The organism is Rhizobium leguminosarum (genome assembly GCF_019798305.1).
GTDB classification, from domain to species: Bacteria; Pseudomonadota; Alphaproteobacteria; order Rhizobiales; family Rhizobiaceae; genus Rhizobium; species Rhizobium leguminosarum_U.
Genome location: NZ_JAAXDD010000005.1, coordinates 294,565 through 317,019, shown reverse-complemented (window position 1 = coordinate 317,019; position 22,455 = coordinate 294,565). Strand labels below are relative to the sequence as shown.

The window sequence follows — 22,455 nt, the reverse complement described above, 5'->3', positions numbered from 1 at the left end:
ACTGATAAACCTAGTTGCTAAGTTGGAAACTGCGTGTTAGCTTTGTGAATATGAGGATCGAGATGAGTGAAATTCCCGAAAGGAAACCCGTTTTCACCGCCAAGCCGCCCAACCCTTCGCGGTTGGCGGATGGGGTTTCCGATGCGATTGCCGCCGCGCTCTTTGATGGGCGCATCTCGCCTGGCGAGCCGTTGCCGCCCGAAGGGGAGATCGCCAGGGAGTTCGGCGTCTCGAAGCCTATCGCCCGCGAGGCGCTTCGCCAGCTGACGGCAGCCGGGCTGATCTTCACCCAACAAGGCAAGGTTGCCCGGGCCAAGGCGCTGAGCGGCGAATCGATGGACAAAATCTACGGCTACGCGGTCCGCTCCAGTCTCAAGCGGCTGCGCGAAGCCAATGAAATGCGCCGCGTCGTCGAGACGGGAATTGCCCGGCTCGCCGCCGAGCGTCGCGATCCGGAAGGTCTGGATATCATGCGGCAGGGCCTGGCGGGCATGCTGGCTTCCGTCCAGGAGCCCTCCGGCTTTACCGCCGCCGACATCCTGTTTCACCTCGGCCTCGCCGTGACGACGGGTAATTACATGATCCGCGTGCACATGGAGAGCATGCGTTCCGTGCAGCGCGAGGTGTCGGAATTGTTTTCACGTCGCGCCAATCGCAGCGACGCTGACTGGCGGGCAACGATTGGCCGGCATCAGGCGATCTACGACGCAATTGCAGTTGGTGATGCCGACCTCGCCGAGCAAAAAATCCGGGAACATTTCGAAGCTGCCGACATTGCCTCGCTCGAGGTGGCCGACAAGTTGAAAGATGCCGAGCGATGAGCGCCGCGCGCTTCTCACTGAAAGGCCGACGCGTGCTGGTAACCGGTGCCAGTTCCGGCATCGGTCGGGCTGTTGCGCTTGGCCTTGCGGAGCATGGAGCGGAACTGATCCTGCATCATTTCGGCAATGAAACGGGCGCGCGTGAGGTGGCCCGGGCGACCGGAGGGACGGCGCCGGTACTGGAAGCAGACTTCACCGACGGGCGTGCGACGCAGGCTTTTGCCGATGAAGTGCTCAAAACACACGGCCCGATCGATATCCTCATTGCCAATGCCGCCATCGAACGTCGGCGGCCCTGGCAGGAATTGGATGAGGCGCATGTCAACGCCCATGTGGCATCGAATTTCTCGGCGCTGCTGACGCTGACGGCAAAGCTGGTTCCACCGATGGCCGAGCGGGGCTGGGGCAGGGTCGTTGCCACAGGTAGTATCATGGCGGTGCGACCGCGGGCGGAAACGGTTGTTTATGCGTCGCTCAAGGCGGCGCAGTTGACTGCGATCAGGTCGATTGCGCGCGAAATCGGCCATCGCGGCGTCACGCTGAATGTGGTTTCGCCGGGTGCGATCGAGATCGAGGCCAATGCCGCGCGCTACGGCGACCCGGCGTTCCGCAAAGCGGTAGCCGCCAAGATCCCTGTGGGCAGGCCGGGCCAGCCGCAGGACCTGGTTGGGGCGTTTGTTTTTTTGTGCAGCGATGCTGCCAGCTACATTACGGGTGCAAATATCCCGGTCGACGGAGGATGGTCGATCGGAGACGCGCCCGGGAGCCTTCCGCACGCTGCCGGGTGAGCGGCTAGCGGCAAGGTTTTCGAGATCATGCGGCGGAACCATCCGCCGCAGCTTGCAGCCAAATTCCAGGCGAATGCCGTTTGCATTCAATCGGTGAAGGCTGATTGCCGACGACCAAAAAGGGAGGAAACCATGAAGGCCGCATTAGCAGGTATCGCAGCATCCGCGTTGACATTGTGCATATCGACGTCTGCCGTCTTCGCGACGGATCTCCGCATGACGGTCTGGACCGGGAGCGAGGCTCATCTGAAGATGCTGAATGGCATTGCGGAGAGCTTCAAAGCCACACATCCCGACGTCAACGTGAAGTTCGAGACCGTGCCGGTCAACGACTACACCCAGAAACTGACCTTCCAGATCGCCGGCGGCAATGCTCCCGATGTAGCCTGGATGATGGAGGATGCCGCTCCGGCTTTCGAAAACGCCAATCTTCTGATGGATCTCGGCCCGACGCTCAAGGCGGCGGAAGGCTATGATTTCGATGATTTCTCAAAGCCGGCCATGGGCCTCTGGCAGAAGGACGAAACGGTCTACGGCATTCCGTTCTCCACCTCGCCTTTCATGATCTACTACAACAAGGACATGTTCGACAAAGCCGGGCTCGAAGATCCGCTGACGCTCGCCGCCAAGGGCGAATGGAACATGGACATGTTCCAGGAAGTCTCCAAGAAGCTCGCGGCAGCCAATCCCGGCAAATGGGGCTTCGAGTTCAAGGATGGCGAAGGCTATGCCTCTCGCATGACCCATGCCCTTCTGCCGCCAATCCGCGCCTATGGCGGCGACATCTGGTCGAACAAGGAATGCGGCTTCGACAAGCCAGAAGCCGTCAAGGCGGTCAAGCAGCTGCATGACATGGTCTTCAAGGACAAGTCCATCGTTCCGCCGGGCGAACAGGGTGATTACTTCTCCGGCAATTCGGCGATGACGGTCAACCAGATTTCCCGTGCTTCGAAGATGGCGGAAGCCGGCTTCAAGTGGGGCATCGCACCGTTGCCCGCCGGCCCAGGTGGTGAGTCACCCGTTATTGGCCAGGCCGGTCTTGTTGTGTTCGCCCAAGGCAAGAATACGGAAATCGCCGCGGAATTCGTAGCGCATATGACCAACAAGGAAAATGTCGCCACAATGGCGCAGTTCTTCCCGCCGGCCCGCAAGAGCGTTCTGCAGGCCGATGCATTCATCAACGGCAACAAGCTCGTGCCGCCCGAGATGATGAAGAATGTGGCTGCCGCGATAGAAAAGGGCCGGGTGGTCTCGGCTAACGAAAAAGCGCCCCAGATCCTTGCCGCCATGGCGCCTCGCGTCGATGCCCTGTGGAAGCCGGATGCCGATGTCGATGCCGCCATCAAGGGCATCTGCGCGGCAATCCAGCCCCTGCTTTGATCAGAACGAAGATGGCCGATACCGTTCATAACTCCATTCGAACCGGCCAAAAGACCTGGCTGACGTTGAAGATGAGAGAGATGATGGAGGCGTGGCTGTTTGTCAGCCCCACCTTCATCGGCTTCCTCATCTTCTTCCTCGGTCCGCTCTGCGCAGTGGTCTATTATTCAATGACCGAATGGAACCTGCTCAGCCAGCAGGCCACCTTCGTAGGCCTTGCCAATTTTCAGAATGCGCTCCTCGAAAACCCTGACTTTTGGCTTGTGGTACGCAATTCGGTTGTTTTCGCGATCGGTCTCGTGCCGCTCAATATGGCGCTCGCGCTCGCCTTGGCACTCGCCCTTTCCCGGCCGTTCTTCGGGGTCGTGTTCTTTCGCACGGTGTTTTTCGCTCCCGTCATCACCTCGGCCATCGCCTGGGCGATCGTCTGGAAGTTTCTGCTGCAGGGAGAAGGCGGTTTCATCAACCAGGTACTGGCGCTGGTCGGGATCACCGGTCCAAACTGGCTGCGTGAACCGAACTGGGCCATGGCGGCGGTCATCGTCACCCGCGTCATCAAGATGGTCGGCCTCAACATGATCCTCTACATTGCGGCGCTGCAGGCGATCCCGCGGGACTATGAAGAGGCGGCGCGCCTGGAGGGCGCCTCACGCCGGCAGATCTTCAGCATGATTACTTGGCCGTTGCTGGCGCCGACCACGCTCGTCATCATGGTCATCACGACGATCGGCTCTTTCAAGGTCTTCGATCACATATACCAGATGACCGGTGGCGGCCCGGAAAACGGCACACTGGTGCTTGCCTTCTACATCTACCAGCAGGGCTTCAAGTTCTTCAACGTCGGCTATGCCTCGGCGCTCGCGATGATCATGTTCGTGATGATCATGGCGCTGACACTGGTGCAGGTGATGCTGCGGAGAAAGGGATCGGAGTGACCCAGCGCCAAATCCAGATCCTCTACCGCACCTGCTGGACGATCGCACTGCTGATCGCCGCCATTCCTTTTGTTTTCCCATTCGTTTGGATGGTGTCTGCCGGCTTCAAGAGCGTGACCGAGATATTCGGCGCGCCGACGCTTATTCCTCGCGTCTGGCGCTGGCAGAATTTCATCGAAGTGTTCACATACCAGCCGTTCGCGCGGCAGTATTTCAACTCGCTTTACATCGCGATCGTGGTGACGGCGCTCACCCTCGCCATCTCGTCCCTGGCCGGCTATGCGCTGGCGCGTATGCGGTTTGCCGGTGCCGGGCTGCTGATGCTTTTTCTGATCTCGGCGCTCATGGTGCCGGAGGAAGTGACGATCATTCCGAACTTCTTCCTGATGCGTTGGTTTGGTTTGGTGGATACTCACTGGCCGCTGATCCTGCTGCCCACCTTCGGCCCTCATGGGGTGATGGCAACGTTCCTGATGCGCCAGTACTTCCTGGCCCTGCCCAAGGAACTGGAAGAGGCCGGCAAGATGGACGGCCTCTCACGCTTCGGCGTTTGGTGGAAGATAGCGTTGCCGATGGCGCGTCCGGCCCTGGCTGCGGTTTCCATCATCACCTTTCTGTTCTCGTGGAACCTGTTCCTGGAGCCGCTGATCTTTCTGAGCTCGCTCAACATGTTCACGCTGCCTTTGGCCTTGTCGAACTTCAACGACAGCTACGGCTTACCGCTGTGGAACCTGCAGCTTGCCGCTACTAGCCTTGCCGTGGTGCCGATCCTGATCGTCTATCTGATCGCCCAGCGGCAGATCATCGAAAGTTTTGCGCTATCAGGCGTGAAGGGATGAGGAATTTTCGTTCATGAGCAGTGTATCGCTTAAAGGCATCGAAAAACGCTTCGGCGCCGTCGAGGTCATCCGCGGCGTCGATCTCAGGATCGATCCGGGCGAGTTCGTCGTATTTGTCGGTCCATCAGGCTGCGGCAAGTCCACCTTGCTGCGGCTGATTTCGGGGCTGGAATATCTCAGCGGCGGTGAACTTGCGATTGGCGGCCGGGTGGTCAACGAAGTGCCGGCTTCGAAACGCGGCGTCGCCATGGTCTTCCAATCCTATGCCCTCTATCCGCATCTGACCGTCCGGGACAATATGGGTTTCGGGCTCAAGGTCCGCAAAGTTCCGGCGCAGGAGCGTCAGAAGCGCGTCGACGAGGCGAGCGCCACGCTGAAGATCGAAGCATTGCTCGATCGCTACCCCCGCGAGCTTTCCGGCGGTCAGCGGCAGCGCGTCGCGATCGGCCGCGCCATCGTCGGAAATCCTGATGTCTTCCTGTTCGACGAACCGCTGTCGAACCTCGATGCAGAGTTGCGCGTGCACATGCGCTCTGAAATCGCCGCTCTACACAAGCGGCTCTCCACGACGATGATCTATGTAACGCACGACCAGATCGAAGCGATGACGCTCGCCGACAAGATCGTGGTTCTGCGCGACGGCCGCGTCGAGCAGGTCGGCTCCCCTCGGGACCTATACGAGCGGCCGGCAAATACCTTCGTGGCGCAGTTCATCGGAAGCCCAAAAATGAATCTTCTCCCGGCAGATATCGCGCCTTTGCTGACAGGCGCAGCGGCAGCGGATGCTACCGCCGAGACCATCGGGATAAGGCCGGAGCATCTGACGGTCGTGGAGCCTCGAGACGGGACGCTGCGCGGAACCGTCGGGCTTTGTGAATATACCGGGGCGGTAACGCTGCTCCACGTCAAGTTGCCGGACGGGCACGATTGCCTCGTCCTGCACGACGGTCATGACATGAAGGCGGGAATCCAAATAGGACTCGCCGCCGATGTCTCGAAGGTGCACTTTTTCAAGGGCAACGGGCAGACAACAAAGCGGGGCTGAACAAGGTCAGACTGCTTGAACGTACGGCCGCTCTTGGGGCGGGCGCGAACCGTAGAAGTCTCTCAAGGACCGGATTCGCCTACTCGCCCTGTCGTAAGTTGCGAAGTCGGTCGAAAAGGACGGCGAGCACGATTGCCCCGCCGATAAAGCAACCCTGCCAGAATGCGTTGATGCCGAGCAGGCCAAGACTGTTACGAATGACCTCGATGAGTGCGGCGCCGACCAACGCTCCAAAGGCAGTGCCGACGCCGCCGGCCAGATTGGCGCCGCCGATAACCGCGGCGGCAATGACCTGAAGTTCCATCCCGGCGCCGATGTTTGTGGTGACGGCGCCGAGCCAGCCGGTTTGAATGATGCCGGCAACCCCCGCCGACAGGGCGGAAATCATATAGACGATGACCTTGATCCTCGGCACCGGAACACCCGTCAGCGTCGCGGCGTGTTCATTGCCGCCGATGGCAAAGACATAGCGGCCGAACTTGGTCCAGCGCAGCACGAAACCGGTAATGAGTGCCAGCACGACCATATAAAGCACTGGATTGGCAATGCCGAAAACCCAGGCGCCGCCACCCAGGGCCAGGAGCTTGTCGTGATCAGGTCCAAACTCAAAAACCACAGTATTGTTGGATGCAACCATCGCAAGGCTGCGCGCAATCGACAACATGCCGAGCGTGACGACGAAAGGGGGGAAGCCGAGATAGGCAATCAAGACGCCGTTGAACGCTCCGACCAACAGAGCCGTACCGATTGAGGCGGCGATGCCGACTTCAATGCTGTATCCCGCATGCATGACGACCGCCAGCACCATGCTGCACAGACAAAGCACGGAGCCGACGGACAAATCGATGCCGCCGGTGATGATGACCAGCGTCATGCCCAGCGCGATAATGGCGACGAAGGTGACATTGCGGGTGATGTTGTAGATGTTCTTCGCCGTCGCAAAGGAGTCCGTTGCCATCGACAGAAAAATGCAGGCGAGAATGACTGCAATCAGCACCCAGAATGTCTGGCCGCTCATGATCGTCGCAAGCCAGCTCCGTTGCTTCTGTCCGATCGTTTGGTCAAGTGTAATCGCCATCGTCGACCTTCTTCCTTCCTGTTGCAACGGATAGCATCGATCACACCTGTTCGATGGCGCCGGTAATCAGTCCCGTCACTTCTTCCGGCGAACTTGCCGCAATCTGCTTGTCGGCTACTTTTCTGCCTCGCCGCATCACGATCACGCGGTCGGCGACCGAAAAGACGTCGGGCATGCGGTGGCTGATCAGGACAACGACAATGCCCCGGTCCCGCAATTGGCGGATCAGATTCAGAACCTCAGCCACCTGGCGCACGGAAATGGCTGCTGTCGGCTCGTCCATCAATACGATTTTCGCTTCAGACAGCATCGTGCGGCCGATCGCTACCGCTTGCCGCTGGCCACCTGACATTTGCTTGACGAGGTCGCGCGCCCGCGTCTCGGATTTGAGCTCGCGAAATATCTCGCCGGCGCGCTTGTACATGCTCTTGTGGTCGAGGATGCGAAGAGGCCATACGCCGCGCCGCAGTTCTCGTCCAAGAAACACGTTCGCTGCCGCCGTCAGATTGTTGCAGAGCGCCAAATCCTGGTGAACGATCTCAATGCCATGCTGGCGCGCTTCCTTCGGCCGATGAAGCACGAGATCAGCGCCGTCGAGCTGCATGGTTCCATGGCTCGGTCGAAAGTTGCCGGCAATCATCTTCACCAGTGTGGACTTGCCAGCCCCGTTGTCGCCCATGAGGCCGACAACCTGCCCCGCTTCGAGCGAAAACGAAACATCGTTGACTGCCTGGATGGCGCCGAAATGTTTGGAAATATTGCTGAGTTCAAGAACCGCCACCAAGCCTCCTCGCCTCCCAAAACCTGCGGGCTATCCATCGCACCGGAGCCAGCTTGTCTTCGAGGCAAGGCTCCGGCGAGTTCGCTTTTCCAGTATCCTCCCAGGAAAAGCGATTGGGAGCATTTACGCAAAACCCCGCGACAGCGTCAACTCATTGTCCCGGCCGTTGACCTTATTGTCGCAAAAATCTGTTTTGTCAGACAAATATCATTTGACGAGAGTGGTGCCCGGATATTAGCTGCTAATGGGGGAGAATGAGCATGCTGATCCTTGTTACCGGTGCGACGGGCAAGGTCGGGCGGCGCTTCATTGCTGGGCTGCTTGACGATCCGAGATTTTCCAAAGCCCGTATTCGTGCGCTTTGTCATAACCGTTTGTACGAGGCGACCGACCGTGTCGATGTCTTCCAAGGCTCGATCGCCGATCGCGATGTCGTGGCAAAGGCGCTGGATGACGTTAGCCATGTCGTGCATCTCGCCACATGCAAGGAAACGCCTGAAGACATCATGGATGTCACGGTCAAAGGCCTCTTTTGGCTGCTCGAGGAGTTCCGTACGAGCGTCACGGCGCGCCAGTTCATCCTGATCGGTGGTGATGCGGGTGTGGGACATTTCCACTATCGCCACGACGGCCCGATCACCGAGAACACCCGCCATTGTGCTTATCCGGGAAGCTATGCACTCTCCAAAGTCCTGGAAGAAATCATGCTGGAGCAGTTTGGCATTCAGTACGGCCTTAATGGCTGTTGTCTGCGCGCACCCTGGATCATGGAAAAGGACGATTTCAAGTATTCGCTGTCTTTTGGAGACGATGTCTTTGGCGGTCCGGACTGGAAGACGCTCGTTCCGGAAGACGCGGCGCGGCGTTATGCGGCGATGGGTACGGTGCCGCTGCTGCTCGATGCTGACGGTCGTCCGCTGAAACGCAACTTCGTCCATGTCGACGACCTGGTGTCGGCAATACTGGCAGCGATCGATAACCCCCGGGCGGAGCGGCAGCTCTTCAACATCTGCATGGATCGCCCCGTCGACTATGCTGAAGTCGCCGCCTATCTCTTGCGCACGCGCAATCTCGGCGCTGTCGACATACCGAGCCGCTACCATTCCAATTGGATGGACAACAGCAAGGCGAAATACCTGCTGGATTGGCAGCCAAACTACGATCTCGAAATGCTTATCGACTCGGCATGGCAATACGAGCGCTCAAAGGAGGAGCCTCGCATCGTCTGGTATCCGGGTTGATTTCGTGTGGCGGGCACGCCGTGCTCGTCTGTTTCAAGGGAGGAAACTATGAGGAAGGCATTACTACTTACAGCCGCAGTTTTAGCACTGACCGCCGGGCAAGCCTTGGCCAAGAAGCAACTCGTCATCGTCGTCAAGGGCCTCGACAATCCGTTCTTCGAAGCGATCAATCAAGGTTGCCAGAAATGGAACAAGGAGAACCCTACGGCGGAATACGAATGCTTCTACACCGGTCCGGCATCGACATCCGATGAAGCCGGCGAAGCGCAGATCGTTCAGGATATGTTGGGCAAGGCAGACACGGCTGCAATCGCAATTTCGCCGTCAAATGCAAAGCTGATCGCCCAGACCCTGAAGACGGCCAATCCAACGGTTCCGGTGATGACGCTCGATGCCGATCTTGCCGCCGAGGATGCAGCCTTGCGCAAGACCTATCTTGGCACGGACAATTATCTGATGGGCGCCCGCATCGGGGAGTACATCAAGAAGGCCAAGCCGAAGGGCGGCAAGATCTGCACGATCGAAGGCAATCCGGGAGCAGACAATATTCTACGCCGCGCACAAGGGATGCGCGACACGCTCACTGGCCAGAAAGGCTTGACCGCGCTGAAAGGCGAGGGTGGTTGGACTGAGGTTGCCGGCTGCCCGGTGTTCACCAATGACGATGGTGCCAAGGGTGTTCAGGCAATGACCGATATTCTCGCGGCCAATCCCGACATGGACGCATTCGGCATTATGGGTGGCTGGCCGTTGTTCGGCGCACCGCAACCCTATCGCGACCTGTTCAAGCCAATGGCCGAGAAGATCGCCAGCAATGATTTCGTCATTGGTGCGGCCGACACAATCGGCGACGAGGTTGCCATTGCAAGGGAAGGTCTGGTAACTGCGCTCGTCGGCCAGCGGCCATTCGAGATGGGCTACAAGGCACCTTCGGTGATGATGGATCTGATTGCCGGCAAGCCGGTTGAAGATCCGGTCTTCACCGGACTCGATGAGTGCACAAAGGATACAGTCGACACCTGCATTCAAAAGTAGGTTCACGGTTTGGCGCACCCGGTTCAAGGGTGCGCTGACTGTCCTCACGAGACGGATCGAGAGATCCGCTGGGCTTGACGCGCCCTGAATTCCGCGCTTTGTGCCGGCGTCAATCGCAGGCGACTTCCTCGTTATTACGATTGTTTTCATCATACGTGCAGACAGTCGAAAGAATGCTGAGGCAGTAGAAATAAATGCCTGACAAAAAATTGGGAAAGCCAACGGCTGCGGTCGAGCTGGTGACGGTCGACCGCTCGGCCACCACAAGGCGCCCAAATTCTCCCCGGATGACTGGAGCGAGTGTTCATGTGTCTTTGGCCGGCGAGATCGGTCTGCGAATCGTGCGCGGCGACTATCCGCCGGGCACGATCCTGCCAAATGAGGCAAAATGGTCGGAAGTCTTTGACGTCAGCCGCTCGGCGGTGCGCGAAGCGATCAAGATGTTGATGGCCAAGGGCCTGCTTTCTTCCCGCCCGAAAATCGGCAGCTGGGTCGAATCCAAGGAACGTTGGAACCTGCTGGATCGAGATGTCTTGGGCTGGTATGCCGCATCTCCGGATCGCGAATCCTTTCTGAGAGCCGTGCAAGAACTCAGGCATATGATCGAGCCGGAAGCCACGGCGCTTGCTGCGGAGCGACGAACTGAGGAGCAAATGAACGCGATCAGTCAGGCCCTGCATGAGATGGATCAGGCGACATCGCTCCAGCAGCGAACAGAATCCGACGCGCGATTTCACATCGCGATCTTGCGCGCCTCCGGAAACGATCTGTTGGTGCCGCTCGGCGTATTGATCGAATCGGCGCTGAACCACCTCTTCGCCCATGTCACGCGGGAGGAAGACAACTTGCGATATGCGCTGAAACTTCACGAGAATATTGAGAAAAGCATTCGACTGCGGCGGCCGAACATGGCGCGGAACGCAGTCCGCAAGGCGCTGGCAAATACCGACGAAATTTTAGCCCGGTGGTCGCGATAGACGTTTGCATCCTGTACGGCTGGCGCGTTGCCGACAGCTTGATGCAGGGGAATTCAAGCTGCTACGGTCCTTGATGCCTACCCAAAACCCGCGGCTTGTGCTATTTTCCTTGGCAACCTTCGGGGGCTGAGCCATGCGTGGGCTGCTTGCATCGGTGACTTTGATTTTCACAGCGACGGTGGCCGCTGCGGGGAGCCCCTTGTTCGATGCCGTTGCCACTGGAAACACCGCCGTCGTCGAGCAGGTTCTGGCTACCGGTGCCGACGTCGACAGCCGGACACGCGATCAGGCAACACCTCTCATCAACGCCGCGCTCGGAGCCCAGCTTCCCATCGCCGAACTGCTGATCGGCAAAGGCGCCGACGTCATGGCTCGGAATTCAGGCGGCTTTACGCCGCTTCATGCCGCGGCCTTTTCCGGCAGCTTGCCGATCAGCAAACTGCTTCTCGACCACGGCGCGACGCTCGACGACGCGGCCAATAAGGCGGGTGTGACGCCGCTGATGGTCGCCGGTGAGGAGAACCACGTCGCTCTCGCCACGTTTCTTCTCGCTGAGGGCGCTGACGTCGGTCATGCGGAGGTTCACGGCTACACGCCGATCACGCGAGCGATCTGGAAGGGCAACACGGATATCGTGCGGCTGTTCAAGCGGCATGGCGCACCTTGCCCTCCGGTCCGCCGCATCGGCGAAAAAGAATATACCAAGTGCATGGAAATCCACGATTGAATAGGAGGCACAGATGTATGCAGGGACCGGAAGCGGTGCGCGAGGAATTGGTCGCTCTGTGGCGGTATTCGTTCTGGCTTTGGCAGCTGTCGGCGGATCGGGGGCTTTCGCAGACGACTCGGTAAACACGGGGTACTTCGGCGGCGTGGCAATCATGGGATACGATCCCGTGGCCTATTTCACCGAAGGCAAAGCGGTGAAAGGCTCCGAGGAATTCTCGCACGAATGGCTGGGGACGCCGTGGCTTTTCGCCAATGCCAAACACCGCGAAATGTTCATCAGCGAGCCGATCAAATATGCGCCTCAGTATGGCGGCTACTGCGCGGGTGAGGTGGCTCTGGGTTCGGTCACGGTCAACGTCGATCCGGAAGCATTCAAGATCATCGACGGCAAGCTTTACCTGATCTACGACAAGGGATCGGCGGAGGGGTTTGCCGCTCATGTGGCCGAAGCAGTGCCGAAAGCAGACGGCAACTGGCCGAAGGTCGCAGCCGATCTCGAACGGGATCAGTATCACTGACCGCGGCTATTTGACGGGCGAAAAATAGAAGACCTTGGTGGAGTTCACGTAAGCATAGCTGGTTTCTGCGGGCGAGTTTGCAGGTCTGTAGACCGGGCCGCAATCGGCTCGTCCAAATGCGTTTTCACTCTGCTCGCAAAGCATGTCGCCATTGACGAAAACCGTTCCGGTGATCATCTGCGTCGCCGAACGGAATGCCGCCTTGCCGTCGCGTTCGACTTGCATGAGTGCAGGGCTTCCTGAGGGCTCCGTCTTGCCGCGCAGGAGTTTGCCGATGACGGCGCTTGCGATTTCGTCACCGTACAGCCGATCCTGCTCATTGCCCTTGAAACCGAAGGGCCATTCCGGCAGGCCGGCCTCGCGCAGGGCATCGAGGATAAACACCAAATCCTGCCCGTTGCGGAAATGGGCATTGCTGAGACGCCAGCCCGCCAGGGAATCGCGCCCAGCCACAAGGCGAAATCCTTCGGCGACAGTTGCACGAGCGTCATCGAGGCGACCGGCACGGGCATAGGCCATAGCGAGCGGGGTAACGAAATCGCCGTTTCCCGAAGAACCATCGCGCGCGCGCTCGAAGCTGTCGATGGCCTTTGCGTAGTCGCGCTGCAAATAAAACACCAGGCCGGCCGTGTATCGATTGATGGCGGAGAGGTTCGGATCGTGCCTGAGCGCCGTATCGACGGCCGCGCCGGCTTCAGCATGATTACCGGAGAATAATTGAACGTATGCCAACGCCATATGAGCTTCGGCATCGGCAGCCCCAAGCGACACTGCCTGCTGCGCCGAGGCGACCGCCTGCTCGTAGCGGCGATCCACGACTTGCATGACGGCAAGAACGGCGTATGGCGATGAAAGAACCGGGTCGAGCGCCAGCGCGCGGCTTGCCTTCTCGTAGGCTCTTTTTCGCGCCAACGCGCTCTGCAGAACGTCGTCGTACGCGCTTCGCCAGACATAGGCGGTCGCGTGCGCGTCGGCCGCGAAGGCCTCTGCAAAACCGGGGTCAAGCGCCTCCGCCTTGTCAAAGAGCGCCAGTGCCTCGAGCAGCCGGGAACGGCGGCCGGTGCGCGTCGCCTGCTCGGCACGAAGGTAGTAGTCGTATGCCTCGAGATTGGCGGTCGGCGGACGGGTAATCCGTTCCGCCTCGGATTGAGTGAGTTTCAGGCCGAGCGCTTCGGCAATCTGGCGACTGAGCTCATCTTGCACAGCCATGACATCTGCCGCGGCGCGGTTAAATCGGTTAGCCCACAAGTGGTCACCGCTTGCGGCATCGCTTAGCTGCGCATTGACGCGGATTTGATCGCCTATCCGTTGCACGCTGCCCTCAACGACAAAACGCACGCCGAGATCGCGTGCGATGTCGGCCAAAATGAGAGGCTTGCCTTTGTATGCAAACACCGAATTATGACCGATGACATCAAGGTCCGAGAGCATGGTCAGATCGGCAATCAGGCTGTCTGTAATGCCATCGGTGAAATAATCCTGGCCGGTGTCGCTACTCAAATTGGCGAAAGGAAGCACCGCGACAGAGGGACGTTGCGGCACAAACGGCCATTGCCAGGCAAAGACAATCGCAGTGGCCGCGATCGACAGCGCTGCAAGCGTGGCAAGGATGATCGCCGGGCGGCGCGGCCGACGGGAGGCGACGACCTTGCCTGCCTCAGAGGGATCTAACAGAACACGATAGACGCGAACGGGATCGGCTATGTTCTTCAATCGCTGCTCACCAAGAGCCGAGAAGCCGACATCAGCCTTGTGTACCGTGTGATCGAATGCGGTGCCAGATATGCAAATCCCGCCGGGCTGGGCAAGGCTCTCCAGGCGCGCCGCTATGTTGACGCCGTCTCCATGAATGTCCTCTCCTTCGACGATGACATCGCCGAGATTGACGCCGATGCGGAAAAGCATCCGCTGCTCGGGCCGCAGGGCCGCATTGCGTTCCGCCTTCTGTTGCTGGATTTTGACTGCGCAGCGCAAGGCATCCACCACGCTATGGAACTCAACCAGAATCCCGTCGCCCATCGTCTTGATCAGGCGGCCGTGATGCGTGGCGATCTTCGGTTCGAAGAGTTCGTGAAGGTCGGTGTGGAAGCGGATACGCGTTCCCTCTTCGTCGATCTCGCTCAGGCGGCTGTAACCGACCACATCCGCAATCAGGACTGCTGCAAGGCGGCGCTCCATAACAGTTCTTTCCGGGTGTCCGATCCTCTGCCGATATCTTACAGCAGGTGTCGTGCCGTTGCCATCAAAGTTGCCCAAAGTGGCATCATGTTCGCCACCCACATGTTCCCGTGGAGAGGGCGTGATCTGAGAGGCTTGTCGGGCGTCCGCCGCTGTCGGCCGTATCGGCTTGACGGCAGTTTCCTTCAGCATGTACCAAGATCCGTTATGGTAAGCACTGCCTTACGGAGTCCTTCCACCCTGTGGTTTCCTCGGGGTTTGGAAAGGGCAGGACGCGTCGGCGTCGTTCTATGGAGAAATCAGGATTGATCCGCAGTACCTTTTCCCTTGGCCAATCGATCCTGCTTGCCAGGCGTGAGGTTCGGCCTGAGCGCGGCCGGTTCACTGGACTCGAGGGGTTAATCTCCGTTCTTTAGAGAAAACGCCAGCACATAGTCGCCAACATCTTTCGAGTATGGTGCTCCGCCAACCGATATCAGGACATATTGCTTGCCTGTTTTCGGTGAGACATAGGTCATGGGCGTCGCGCTCGAACCGACCGGCAGAGGATATTTCCAGAGTTCGGTACCGTTCTCGGCATCATAGCCGCGGATATAATAGTCCTGGAAGCCAGCGAAGAAGACGATTCCGCCGGCGGTCGCCGAAGTGCCGGCGTAGCTCGGCAGGCCCATCTGCATGGGCAGCTTGGTTTTTATCTTGAACGGCCCGAGTTCTTCGGCTGTGCCGGCCGGAACCTGCCATGCGATCTTGCGCGTCTTCAGATCCACTGCGGTGACGGTGCCGAAGGGCGGTTGCGTGCAGGGAACGCGAAGCCTCGATGTCCACATCTCGGTGGCCATGGCGTAAGGCGTACCACGCTGGGGGGCGGAGGGGCCGTGCGCGGTTGTGGTCAGGGCAAAGTCGACGTATTCGGCGCGCGGAATGAGTGAGAAGAGACTGGGGACGCGAATATCGTTCATGAAGACCCTGTTGTTCGGCAGGTCGACCGATACGCTTCCCCAGTTGAGACCACCCAGATTTCCCGGCTGCTGGATCGCATACTGCGTGCCGATCGGGGTGAAATCGCCGTCGTAGCGCATCTTGCGGAATGCGATGCGGCATGCCAGCTGATCGAACATCGTCAGGCCCCAGGCCGTCTGCTCGGTCACGCGCTCCGCACCGATTGTCGGCATGCCGACGGAGTAGGGCTGCGTCGGGGACAGTTTCTCTTCCGGCGCGCCGCCTTGCTGCGGCACCGGTTTCTCCTGAACTTCGGCAAGCGGTGTGCCGGTTTGACGGTCGAGGAGAAAAAGCTGCCCGCGTTTGGTGGTCTGCAGCAGAGCGGGCACGGTGGCGCCATTGCCGTCGGGCAGGTCGATCAGGACGGGTTGGGCCGGCAGATCGTAGTCCCAGATATCGTGATGCACGGTCTGGAATTTCCATTTCTCCCGACCCGTCGTCACATCGAGCGCCACCAATGTCGCGTTGTATTGATCGGCGAAACCAGGGCGATTGACGCCGTAATAATCCGGCGTGGTATTGCCGAGCGGTGCATAGATGAGGCCAAGCTTGTCGTCGAAGGCGGCCATCGTCCACATGTTGGGAGTGGCCCGCGTATAGGTCTGGCCGTCCGGCGGGAGTTTGGTGATCTCGGGGTTGCCGAGATCCCATGCCCATTCGAGCTCGCCGGTGACGACGTTGAACGCGCGGATAACGCCGGAGGGTTCATCGACCTCCTGGTTGTCCGTGACCCAACCTCCGACGACGATCAGATTGCGGGCAATCAGCGGCGCCGATGTCTGGAAATAATAACCTGTCTTGACTTCGCCCATGCCTTGGGAAAGCTGGACGGTGCCGTTGTCTCCAAAGTTCTTGCAGAGGGTGCCGGTCTTGCTATCGATTTCCAGAAGACGGGCATCGATCGTCGTCTGCACCAAACGCTCGTTACAGAGACCATCGGCTGACTGGGTCTCCTTTGGCATCTTGTAGTAGCCGAGGCCGCGGCAGCGTTGCCAGTAAGGCGCCGTCGCCTTGGGGTCAAAGGTCCAGCGGGGTTTGCCGGTATCTGCATCGAGTGCTGCGATTACATCTGTCGGTGTGCAGGTGTAGACCGTATCGCCGATCTGCAGAGGCGTGTTCTGATCGGCGCCGTCGCTTTTTCCGGTGCGATATGTCCAGGCAAGATCGAGCTTGGACACATTGCCGCGGTTGATCTGATCGAATGGCGAATAACGATCTCCTGCGGTTGTGCGGCCATAGGATGTCCAGTTGGAGGGAGCGTTGTCGCCCTTGGCGGTCTTGTAGGCGGTGATGTCGGCGGAGGGGCGGATAATGCCGTGCGGCACGAAGCTCAGGCCGAAACCCGCGACGAACAGGATCGCCGTGACCAAGGCGCCGCCATAAAAGAGCTTCCGGCTGGCGGTCGGGGAAAGCGACGGAGCAAAGAAAAGCGCAAAGCTCGCCAGCGCGATGGGGGACATCAAGCGGGTAAAAAGCGCCCAAAAATTAAGACCCGATTCCCACAACGCCCAGGGAAGGGTGAAAACGGCGACAAGCAGGACGATGAAGCTGCCTGATATCTTCCGGCGCCACAGTAGAAATGCGCCAACCACATAAGCAAGCCCAACGATCGCGTAATAGGGCGAGCCGCCGAGGCGCAACAGCCAGGCGCCGCCTCCGATCAGCCCCAATCCGATAAAAGCGAGAACAAGACAAAACAGGGTGGCCAGAAATTTCATAGTCTCCTCATCCAATCCGCTGCCCGATCACCTGGATACCAATTCCGACCATCGCAGGGCACCTCGGGAGCACGGGGCCATGGGTTGATGGTCAGAAACGCGTCTTCGGGAGAGGGCTGCTCTCTCGTTCAATTTTTAACTGATGTACCTGTGGTCACTGACACGCGGCCCCGACCCGGCAATGATGCCGGCGCCGCTCTGCGGCAACGGCTTGCCATTCCAAATCGAGTCAATACTTCTGAAAGGGGCACAGATGTTTCTCGGCGAAAAGCTTGATCTAGCGAACGGGCGACCGACAGGATTCGATTATATGCGATTACTGTTAGCCTTTTCAGTGCTTTGGATACATACAGCCCGCGTCACGTACGGCGATGACCTCTTTCTCTGGGAGTCACCCTTCCGCCCTGTTATCAAGTCTGTGCTGCCCATGTTCTTTGTCCTGAGCGGGTTCCTGGTGGCTGGCAGTCTTGAACGATCGAAGACATTGGTCTCCTTTCTCGGCAACCGATTTATCCGGATCTACCCTGCTCTTGCGGTAGAGGTATTGTTGGCTGCCTTTATACTCGGTGCGATCTATACAGAGTATGACCTGCGTGACTATTTCACCGATCCACAGTTCTTTACATATCTGATGAATGTCACAGGGCACATTCACTTCAATCTTCCCGGGGTATTCCTGGATAATCCTGATGCCGCGATGGTGAACGGGCAGCTCTGGACGGTGCCGTTCGAGCTTGAGTGCTATGCGGTGATTGCCGCCCTCTTCTTGCTCGGCGTCGTCAGGCGGCGGGTGATTGCCCTTATCGCAACGCCGGCCTTGATCATAAGCTTCGGTATCGCAAGATATTGGAAACATGAAAGTGATTGGGCGAATATGCCGACGACTGCGTCGGGCAATCTGCTCATTTGTGCTTTTCTTGTGGGGGTGACCTTCTATCTCTACAAGGACAAGGTTCTTTGGGATATCCGAATTTTCCTCGCCTCGGTGGCATTCATACTGTGGGCCTATTGGTTCACCTCCTTTGGGGACTTTGTTGCCATTCCGGCCATGGGATATGTCACGGTCTTCCTTGGCCTCACCTCGCCCCGCAAGCTCGGCGTCCTGCGCGGAGCCGACTACTCCTACGGCGTCTTCCTCTATGGCTATCCGATCCAACAGGCGTTCGTTGCGCTCGGGCCTTGGGCGCATAACTGGTGGCTGAACGGCATTGTCTGCAGCATCATTGCCACTTGCTTTGCCGCCTTCTCGTGGAGATTCATCGAAAAGCCGGCGTTGAAATTGAGGAAACAAGTCACCTGGCTGGAAAACCTCAGTCTCCAACGCGTCGCAAAACGGCAATTGGCCGGCGCGGTCTCGAAATAGGCTTGTCGACGCCGGCCTCGATGCCGGCAATTCCATCGCCGGTGTTCAACCGGCAAGGACATCAGCAGGGCTCGTCACAGCGGCGGGCCCTGTTTCGTTGGTGCGCGCCCGATCACCTCAGATGAACAATCCGGGTCCATCGTAGGAGCCGAGTTTTGCGTAGGCTGTTGCGCAAACATTGATGCCGTCGCGCTTGCCGGACGAGCGTAAGCCCGATCGTTGCCAGCGCACATGCGCTCGAGCGTAAGCCTATGGCCCAAATTCATCTTTTCAGGAACAACAAGTGAACGTTCAGTTCCGCGAGAGAAGGCCGGAACTGCATTGCTGTCTCCTGTATAAGCCTCCGATGTCTAAATCTTTCTGACTGCAAGATCCAAGGATTTCTTGGGTTTAATCGGTAGAACCGCTCTACTGAATGAATAGTCGAATATTATCCGATGGGGTTCAATCGAATTGCTGGGCGGATGTTAGCAATATCTTAACCGTAATAGATAAAATACTTTGATCGGACTTCGTTTCGACTTTGGGTTTTGTCATGTCGTTGAGGGCTGACGGTGGCTTGAAGGAGGTGTGAAGAGAGGATCAGAATAATGCTGAAGAGCACGCTCGTCGTGGTTGCCGTCTCCATCGCTGCCGGAGCGACCATTCGCGCCTCGGCCTTTGCAATGTTTGCATTTCTGGTGGTCGCGGCCTTGGGCGGCGTGGTCCTGCTGAAAGGTACCTCCTTGACGGAGGCGGTCGTTTCGTGTCTCGAAGTGCTTGTATTGATGGAGATATGCTATCTGGTGGGTCTATTTGCCTTCTCCTTGTGGCATATTCAAAAGCGCCGGAAAAAGAACTCCATCACTGAGCGCTCCCATGTCACGGGCAAACGCCCTCATGGGTAATGACATGACCGAGGCCGGCCGGATGCTCGGCTAAGCTGGGCGCGAAGCTGAAAGATTGCGACGCGCTTTAGGAATCCACCCTGGGCAGTAAGGCGTGCCGGGAAAGCAGGGCGGAGAGCGTCTTTGCCACGATCACGAAATCCAACGCCAGCGTCCATTTGGACAAATACTCGACGTCGAGGGAAACTCTATTCTGGTAGCTGACGTCGTTGCGCCCGCTGGTCTGCCAATGGCCAGTCAGGCCGGGACGGACGGCCATATAGGCGTAAGCATGTTCACCGTAATTTGACAGTTCTTCTTTGGTAATGGCGCGGGGCCCGACGAGGCTCATTTGACCCAGCAACACGTTGATTAATTGCGGAAGCTTGTCGAGGCTCGATCGTTTCAAAATATCGCCGACGACTGTGACGGGCGCGTTGGCCGTTGCGTCGACTGTTATCGTGCGAAACTCAAGGCAACCAAACTCTTTTCCCTTATAACCGATCCGGCGATGGGAATTGAAAATTGGCCCCCGATCACTTAGCGTTGTGATGGCTGCTACCGATACAAGGAGCGGCGATAGAAGGACTAAGAGCCCTGCTGCAATGATGAGGTCCAATGCGCGCTTCAGAATTCTGCTGATCGTATAGGATTGTGACGAATTGAATGGACGCCTTTCCCGTCGCGCCCTGGCGAAATCCCGCCAAGGTTCGATCGGGTTTATGCCCTGATTTTTTTCCGCCATCCGGGTCTCCGTTAGATTAAACCCCAGAAATCACAGCCAGATCTTGTTTTAATGCAAGTTCTATGTCTGTGACCGAGGTCATAATCGTGACCAAATTCTTTATACTCTGAAGAAGTTCCCGTGAATATATTAAATATTACCTTTCGTTTTTGGTGATGCAGCCAAAATATTATTTATCTTTATTTGATGTAGTGATATTATTCTTATAGTTGTTATTTTATTCTTCGGATGGGCAATTGTCATAAATCGTATAAAAATCGTCGTACAGCTTCAAAGGATTGCCTATGACAGAATTCAATATGAAGTTCATGATATATAAATGTGAGGGGTCGTCATTATTATGTATAGATTCAACACGATATTTTTATTTTATTACTGTTTGACTTTCTAATTCAACTTATTACGAATGTCTCTCGAGATAGTAAGTTAATTAGTCTGCGTGGAGTTGCACTTATGGATGGGGCGATTAGCATCAGAGACGAGAGGACTAGAGGAAGCGCGGCGCGAATAGGCGAAGCGATTACTTTCGGGACTGTAGGTATTGTTTACGGTGATCGGGGGGATTTGGATCACGAGTTCCCGTTTTGCCGCTCGAGTGTTCGAAAGTTTCGTCGCGGTGAGCTTATTGCCAGCGCCGGTGTCCTCATCGACATGTTCGCCCGCGTGCAGCGCGGAATGGTGAGTGCAAGCACCCCGCTTGCCGATGGACGAGAGTTCATCGTCGAAATCATTCCTAAAGGTGGCTTGATCGGCGAATGGCAGGTGCTGCGCAAGCAGTCTCTCAGCTTGGAATATCGGGCCTCCTCGGACTGCGAACTCCATTACTTCGACGGTCGGTTACTGCGGGACTTGTGTGCGAACGATCCGCAATTTCAGGTGAAGATCCTGTCAAAGGCGCTGGCGCGTGTTTCCGAACTCGAACTGCGGATCATTGCCAATGCCGGATCGAATCTAAGGCAGAGAGTGGCCCGGACGCTGCTGCGTCTTTCTGCCCTGTACAGAATGGATGCGGAGAATAGCGGCGATGAGTTGATCATCTCCCAACATGACCTGGCCGCAACGCTGCCGGCGTCGCGTGAGAAGGTCAACCAGTGCCTGCGGCGTTTGCGCGAGAGCAAAGTGGTCGACGGGACACAGGGCAAAATCCGCATTCTCAACCGGAAGGCGCTAGAAGCTTACGCCGAGGGTGTGACGTCTCTCGTTTGAGGCGGCGCCTCGATGAAATAAAACGGAACGGCAGAAGCCTCAATAGAACCCGCCGCCGGCGGATTTTGTGTTTGATGGGGAGTTGATAGTCAGACGATGCAGGCTGAAAGCTCGGGTTGACGTGTTGGCTCTTGTCTTCATGCGCGTCGTCCCAAAACCGCTGCGCATTTTTGGACATGCATTAGACTTCGGTCTCGGAAGCATTCCTCCAGTATTTCCAGCCCTCACCCTGTATGAGCCCGTGATCGGACAGGTCTTTCCAGCTTCTGTAGGTCCCCGTATCGTCATGGACGAAGTCATCCATGTCCTTGCCTGAGGAGTATACGGTGTATTCTTCCGTATGCTGGGACCGGTGTGCCGCATCGGCAACCTTGTGCACGAAGGTCGACAGAAACTTAAAATGCAGAAGGGCGCCGGATACGCCGAGCGCTCCGCGCATGTCGCCCAAATTCAGCGAGAGCGGCCAGACCTGGTGCGATGATTTGAGAAACAGACGTTCACCCGCCACATAGACGAGAGGTATCTTGTTGAGCGCGGGGCCGTCCCACAGCCGGTCGTGGAAGTAGACCCGCCCGCGAACGCCACCCTTGATCCATATTGTCCAGTTGCGTTTGTCGAAATGCGCGACATAGCCGGATCGGTCGAAAAGATTACAGACCTCGAGCGGGTTGCGACCGGGTTCGCAGATGTTCTCGAGAACGGGATGCGGGCTATACATGTCGATCATGACCGAGCGGAGCGAGTGGCCGCCCATGGATTCGATATAGGCGGTCAATTGATCGATCGGCCGGGTGTCGCAATGGGGATAGACCAGAAATTCATCTGCATCGACGTACAGGACCCACTTCTCCTGGCAGTGCCGGTTGATGACTTCGTTGATCCAGTCGTTTCCGAATCTCGCCGCCTTGTAGGACCCATGAGCTGAAAGAAGGGAGACGTCGTCGAAGCTGGACAGCAACTCGGCCGTGCCGTCGGTCGAGCCGTTGTCGATGCAGATGAAGTGCTCGAAGCCGAGATCACGATAATACTGCAGGAAGAAGGCCAGCCGGTGCCCTTCGTCGCGGATGACGCAGATGACGACGTGGCGCGCCTGCTTGAGCCCGCTGCGCAGCAGGTCATAGCGAACCTGCCGAGCCTTGAGCGACCGGCGCAGGCGGGCTTTCACATAATGCGAGATACTGGCGGCGGAAGCCCTATAACTCATATTCTGTCC

The 22,455-nt window shown here is 57.9% G+C and carries 20 protein-coding genes; 14 read left to right on the top strand and 6 right to left on the bottom strand.

The annotated features are described in order from the left end of the window. Window positions 1-62 precede the first annotated feature (62 nt). The 6 genes from HFO99_RS11575 to HFO99_RS11550 all read left to right on the top strand — a co-directional run bounded on the left by HFO99_RS11575 (window position 63) and on the right by HFO99_RS11550 (window position 5,808). Window positions 63-821, top strand: coding sequence for a FadR/GntR family transcriptional regulator (locus HFO99_RS11575; RefSeq protein WP_077979277.1), 759 nt, complete (start codon window positions 63-65; stop codon window positions 819-821). Beyond that, the gene (locus HFO99_RS11570; protein WP_131642820.1) at window positions 818-1,609 is read left to right on the top strand and encodes an SDR family NAD(P)-dependent oxidoreductase; all 792 of its coding nucleotides are present in this window, start codon (window positions 818-820) and stop codon (window positions 1,607-1,609) included. The genes HFO99_RS11575 and HFO99_RS11570 overlap by 4 nt, the downstream gene beginning before the upstream one ends. Window positions 1,610-1,741: 132 nt before the next feature. Then, window positions 1,742-2,989 (top strand): ABC transporter substrate-binding protein, encoded by a 1,248-nt coding sequence (locus tag HFO99_RS11565; protein WP_222361284.1) that lies wholly within the window; start codon window positions 1,742-1,744, stop codon window positions 2,987-2,989. Window positions 2,990-3,000: 11 nt separating this feature from the next. Then, a complete protein-coding gene (locus HFO99_RS11560) occupies window positions 3,001-3,924 on the top strand; it encodes a carbohydrate ABC transporter permease (RefSeq protein WP_017961845.1) in 924 nt (307 codons plus the stop codon). After that, entirely contained in the window at window positions 3,921-4,763 is an 843-nt protein-coding gene (locus tag HFO99_RS11555) for a carbohydrate ABC transporter permease (protein ID WP_222361282.1), read from the top strand. The genes HFO99_RS11560 and HFO99_RS11555 overlap by 4 nt, the downstream gene beginning before the upstream one ends. 13 nt (window positions 4,764-4,776) lie before the next feature. Beyond that, entirely contained in the window at window positions 4,777-5,808 is a 1,032-nt protein-coding gene (locus HFO99_RS11550) for an ABC transporter ATP-binding protein (protein WP_222361280.1), read from the top strand. Window positions 5,809-5,887: 79 nt separating this feature from the next. Here the strand turns inward: HFO99_RS11550 and HFO99_RS11545 are convergent, their stop codons facing one another. Both HFO99_RS11545 and HFO99_RS11540 read right to left on the bottom strand, forming a co-directional pair. Next, window positions 5,888-6,886, bottom strand: coding sequence for an ABC transporter permease (locus tag HFO99_RS11545; protein WP_003542537.1), 999 nt, complete (start codon window positions 6,884-6,886; stop codon window positions 5,888-5,890). 40 nt (window positions 6,887-6,926) lie between these two features. Continuing rightward, entirely contained in the window at window positions 6,927-7,667 is a 741-nt protein-coding gene (locus HFO99_RS11540) for an ATP-binding cassette domain-containing protein (protein WP_222361278.1), read from the bottom strand. Between the two features lie 260 nt (window positions 7,668-7,927). On the opposite strand from HFO99_RS11540, the gene HFO99_RS11535 reads away from it, so the two are divergent. From HFO99_RS11535 to HFO99_RS11515, 5 genes are all read left to right on the top strand, one after another. After that, window positions 7,928-8,908: an NAD-dependent epimerase/dehydratase family protein gene (locus HFO99_RS11535; RefSeq protein WP_222361276.1), complete on the top strand. Its 981-nt coding sequence runs from the start codon at window positions 7,928-7,930 to the stop codon at window positions 8,906-8,908. A 48-nt stretch (window positions 8,909-8,956) separates the two neighbouring features. Continuing rightward, the gene (locus HFO99_RS11530) at window positions 8,957-9,943 is read left to right on the top strand and encodes a substrate-binding domain-containing protein (RefSeq protein ID WP_064250706.1); all 987 of its coding nucleotides are present in this window, start codon (window positions 8,957-8,959) and stop codon (window positions 9,941-9,943) included. A 194-nt stretch (window positions 9,944-10,137) separates the two neighbouring features. Next, window positions 10,138-10,920: a FadR/GntR family transcriptional regulator gene (locus HFO99_RS11525; protein ID WP_222361274.1), complete on the top strand. Its 783-nt coding sequence runs from the start codon at window positions 10,138-10,140 to the stop codon at window positions 10,918-10,920. Window positions 10,921-11,053: 133 nt separating this feature from the next. Then, window positions 11,054-11,647 carry an ankyrin repeat domain-containing protein gene (locus tag HFO99_RS11520; protein WP_222361272.1) on the top strand — a complete coding sequence of 198 codons (594 nt, stop codon included), beginning with the start codon at window positions 11,054-11,056 and terminating at the stop codon, window positions 11,645-11,647. Window positions 11,648-11,660: 13 nt separating this feature from the next. Next, window positions 11,661-12,167, top strand: coding sequence for a YHS domain-containing (seleno)protein (locus tag HFO99_RS11515; protein WP_222361270.1), 507 nt, complete (start codon window positions 11,661-11,663; stop codon window positions 12,165-12,167). A 6-nt stretch (window positions 12,168-12,173) separates the two neighbouring features. On the opposite strand, the gene HFO99_RS11510 is transcribed toward HFO99_RS11515, so the two are convergent. Together HFO99_RS11510 and HFO99_RS11505 are read right to left on the bottom strand one after the other, a co-directional pair. Continuing rightward, window positions 12,174-14,345, bottom strand: coding sequence for an adenylate/guanylate cyclase domain-containing protein (locus tag HFO99_RS11510; protein ID WP_222361351.1), 2,172 nt, complete (start codon window positions 14,343-14,345; stop codon window positions 12,174-12,176). 398 nt (window positions 14,346-14,743) lie between these two features. Beyond that, window positions 14,744-17,062 carry a membrane-bound PQQ-dependent dehydrogenase, glucose/quinate/shikimate family gene (locus tag HFO99_RS11505; protein ID WP_222361268.1) on the bottom strand — a complete coding sequence of 773 codons (2,319 nt, stop codon included), beginning with the start codon at window positions 17,060-17,062 and terminating at the stop codon, window positions 14,744-14,746. Between the two features lie 253 nt (window positions 17,063-17,315). On the opposite strand from HFO99_RS11505, the gene HFO99_RS11500 reads away from it, so the two are divergent. Beyond that, window positions 17,316-18,425, top strand: coding sequence for an acyltransferase family protein (locus HFO99_RS11500; protein WP_261323100.1), 1,110 nt, complete (start codon window positions 17,316-17,318; stop codon window positions 18,423-18,425). Between the two features lie 590 nt (window positions 18,426-19,015). Next, complete coding sequence (locus HFO99_RS11495) at window positions 19,016-19,312, top strand: hypothetical protein (protein ID WP_222361266.1); 297 nt, start codon at window positions 19,016-19,018, stop codon at window positions 19,310-19,312. Window positions 19,313-19,379: 67 nt separating this feature from the next. Here the strand turns inward: HFO99_RS11495 and HFO99_RS11490 are convergent, their stop codons facing one another. Beyond that, a complete protein-coding gene (locus HFO99_RS11490) occupies window positions 19,380-20,036 on the bottom strand; it encodes a sugar transferase (RefSeq protein WP_222361264.1) in 657 nt (218 codons plus the stop codon). Window positions 20,037-20,489: 453 nt separating this feature from the next. Here HFO99_RS11490 and HFO99_RS11485 point away from each other — a divergent pair, with 453 nt between their 5' ends. Further along, window positions 20,490-21,242: a Crp/Fnr family transcriptional regulator gene (locus HFO99_RS11485; RefSeq protein WP_222361262.1), complete on the top strand. Its 753-nt coding sequence runs from the start codon at window positions 20,490-20,492 to the stop codon at window positions 21,240-21,242. Window positions 21,243-21,423: 181 nt separating this feature from the next. Here HFO99_RS11485 and HFO99_RS11480 read toward each other — a convergent pair whose 3' ends face one another. Next, window positions 21,424-22,446, bottom strand: a complete 1,023-nt coding sequence (locus HFO99_RS11480) for a glycosyltransferase family 2 protein (protein ID WP_222361260.1) — start codon at window positions 22,444-22,446, stop codon at window positions 21,424-21,426. Window positions 22,447-22,455 lie beyond the last annotated feature (9 nt).

Excerpts from the sequence above, each read along its gene's own strand:
- HFO99_RS11550 (WP_222361280.1), top strand. The coding sequence starts at position 4,777 with ATGAGCAGTGTATCGCTTAAAGGCATCGAAAAACGCTTCGGCGCCGTC.
- HFO99_RS11535 (WP_222361276.1), top strand. The coding sequence starts at position 7,928 with ATGCTGATCCTTGTTACCGGTGCGACGGGCAAGGTCGGGCGGCGCTTC.
- HFO99_RS11490 (WP_222361264.1), bottom strand. The coding sequence starts at position 20,036 with ATGGCGGAAAAAAATCAGGGCATAAACCCGATCGAACCTTGGCGGGAT.
- HFO99_RS11565 (WP_222361284.1), top strand. The coding sequence starts at position 1,742 with ATGAAGGCCGCATTAGCAGGTATCGCAGCATCCGCGTTGACATTGTGC.
- HFO99_RS11505 (WP_222361268.1), bottom strand. The coding sequence starts at position 17,062 with ATGAAATTTCTGGCCACCCTGTTTTGTCTTGTTCTCGCTTTTATCGGA.
- HFO99_RS11525 (WP_222361274.1), top strand. The coding sequence starts at position 10,138 with ATGCCTGACAAAAAATTGGGAAAGCCAACGGCTGCGGTCGAGCTGGTG.
- HFO99_RS11520 (WP_222361272.1), top strand. The coding sequence starts at position 11,054 with ATGCGTGGGCTGCTTGCATCGGTGACTTTGATTTTCACAGCGACGGTG.
- HFO99_RS11545 (WP_003542537.1), bottom strand. The coding sequence starts at position 6,886 with ATGGCGATTACACTTGACCAAACGATCGGACAGAAGCAACGGAGCTGG.
- HFO99_RS11495 (WP_222361266.1), top strand. The coding sequence starts at position 19,016 with ATGCTGAAGAGCACGCTCGTCGTGGTTGCCGTCTCCATCGCTGCCGGA.
- HFO99_RS11500 (WP_261323100.1), top strand. The coding sequence starts at position 17,316 with ATGTTTCTCGGCGAAAAGCTTGATCTAGCGAACGGGCGACCGACAGGA.
- HFO99_RS11510 (WP_222361351.1), bottom strand. The coding sequence starts at position 14,345 with ATGGAGCGCCGCCTTGCAGCAGTCCTGATTGCGGATGTGGTCGGTTAC.
- HFO99_RS11515 (WP_222361270.1), top strand. The coding sequence starts at position 11,661 with ATGTATGCAGGGACCGGAAGCGGTGCGCGAGGAATTGGTCGCTCTGTG.
- HFO99_RS11485 (WP_222361262.1), top strand. The coding sequence starts at position 20,490 with ATGGATGGGGCGATTAGCATCAGAGACGAGAGGACTAGAGGAAGCGCG.
- HFO99_RS11530 (WP_064250706.1), top strand. The coding sequence starts at position 8,957 with ATGAGGAAGGCATTACTACTTACAGCCGCAGTTTTAGCACTGACCGCC.
- HFO99_RS11560 (WP_017961845.1), top strand. The coding sequence starts at position 3,001 with ATGGCCGATACCGTTCATAACTCCATTCGAACCGGCCAAAAGACCTGG.
- HFO99_RS11575 (WP_077979277.1), top strand. The coding sequence starts at position 63 with ATGAGTGAAATTCCCGAAAGGAAACCCGTTTTCACCGCCAAGCCGCCC.
- HFO99_RS11570 (WP_131642820.1), top strand. The coding sequence starts at position 818 with ATGAGCGCCGCGCGCTTCTCACTGAAAGGCCGACGCGTGCTGGTAACC.
- HFO99_RS11480 (WP_222361260.1), bottom strand. The coding sequence starts at position 22,446 with ATGAGTTATAGGGCTTCCGCCGCCAGTATCTCGCATTATGTGAAAGCC.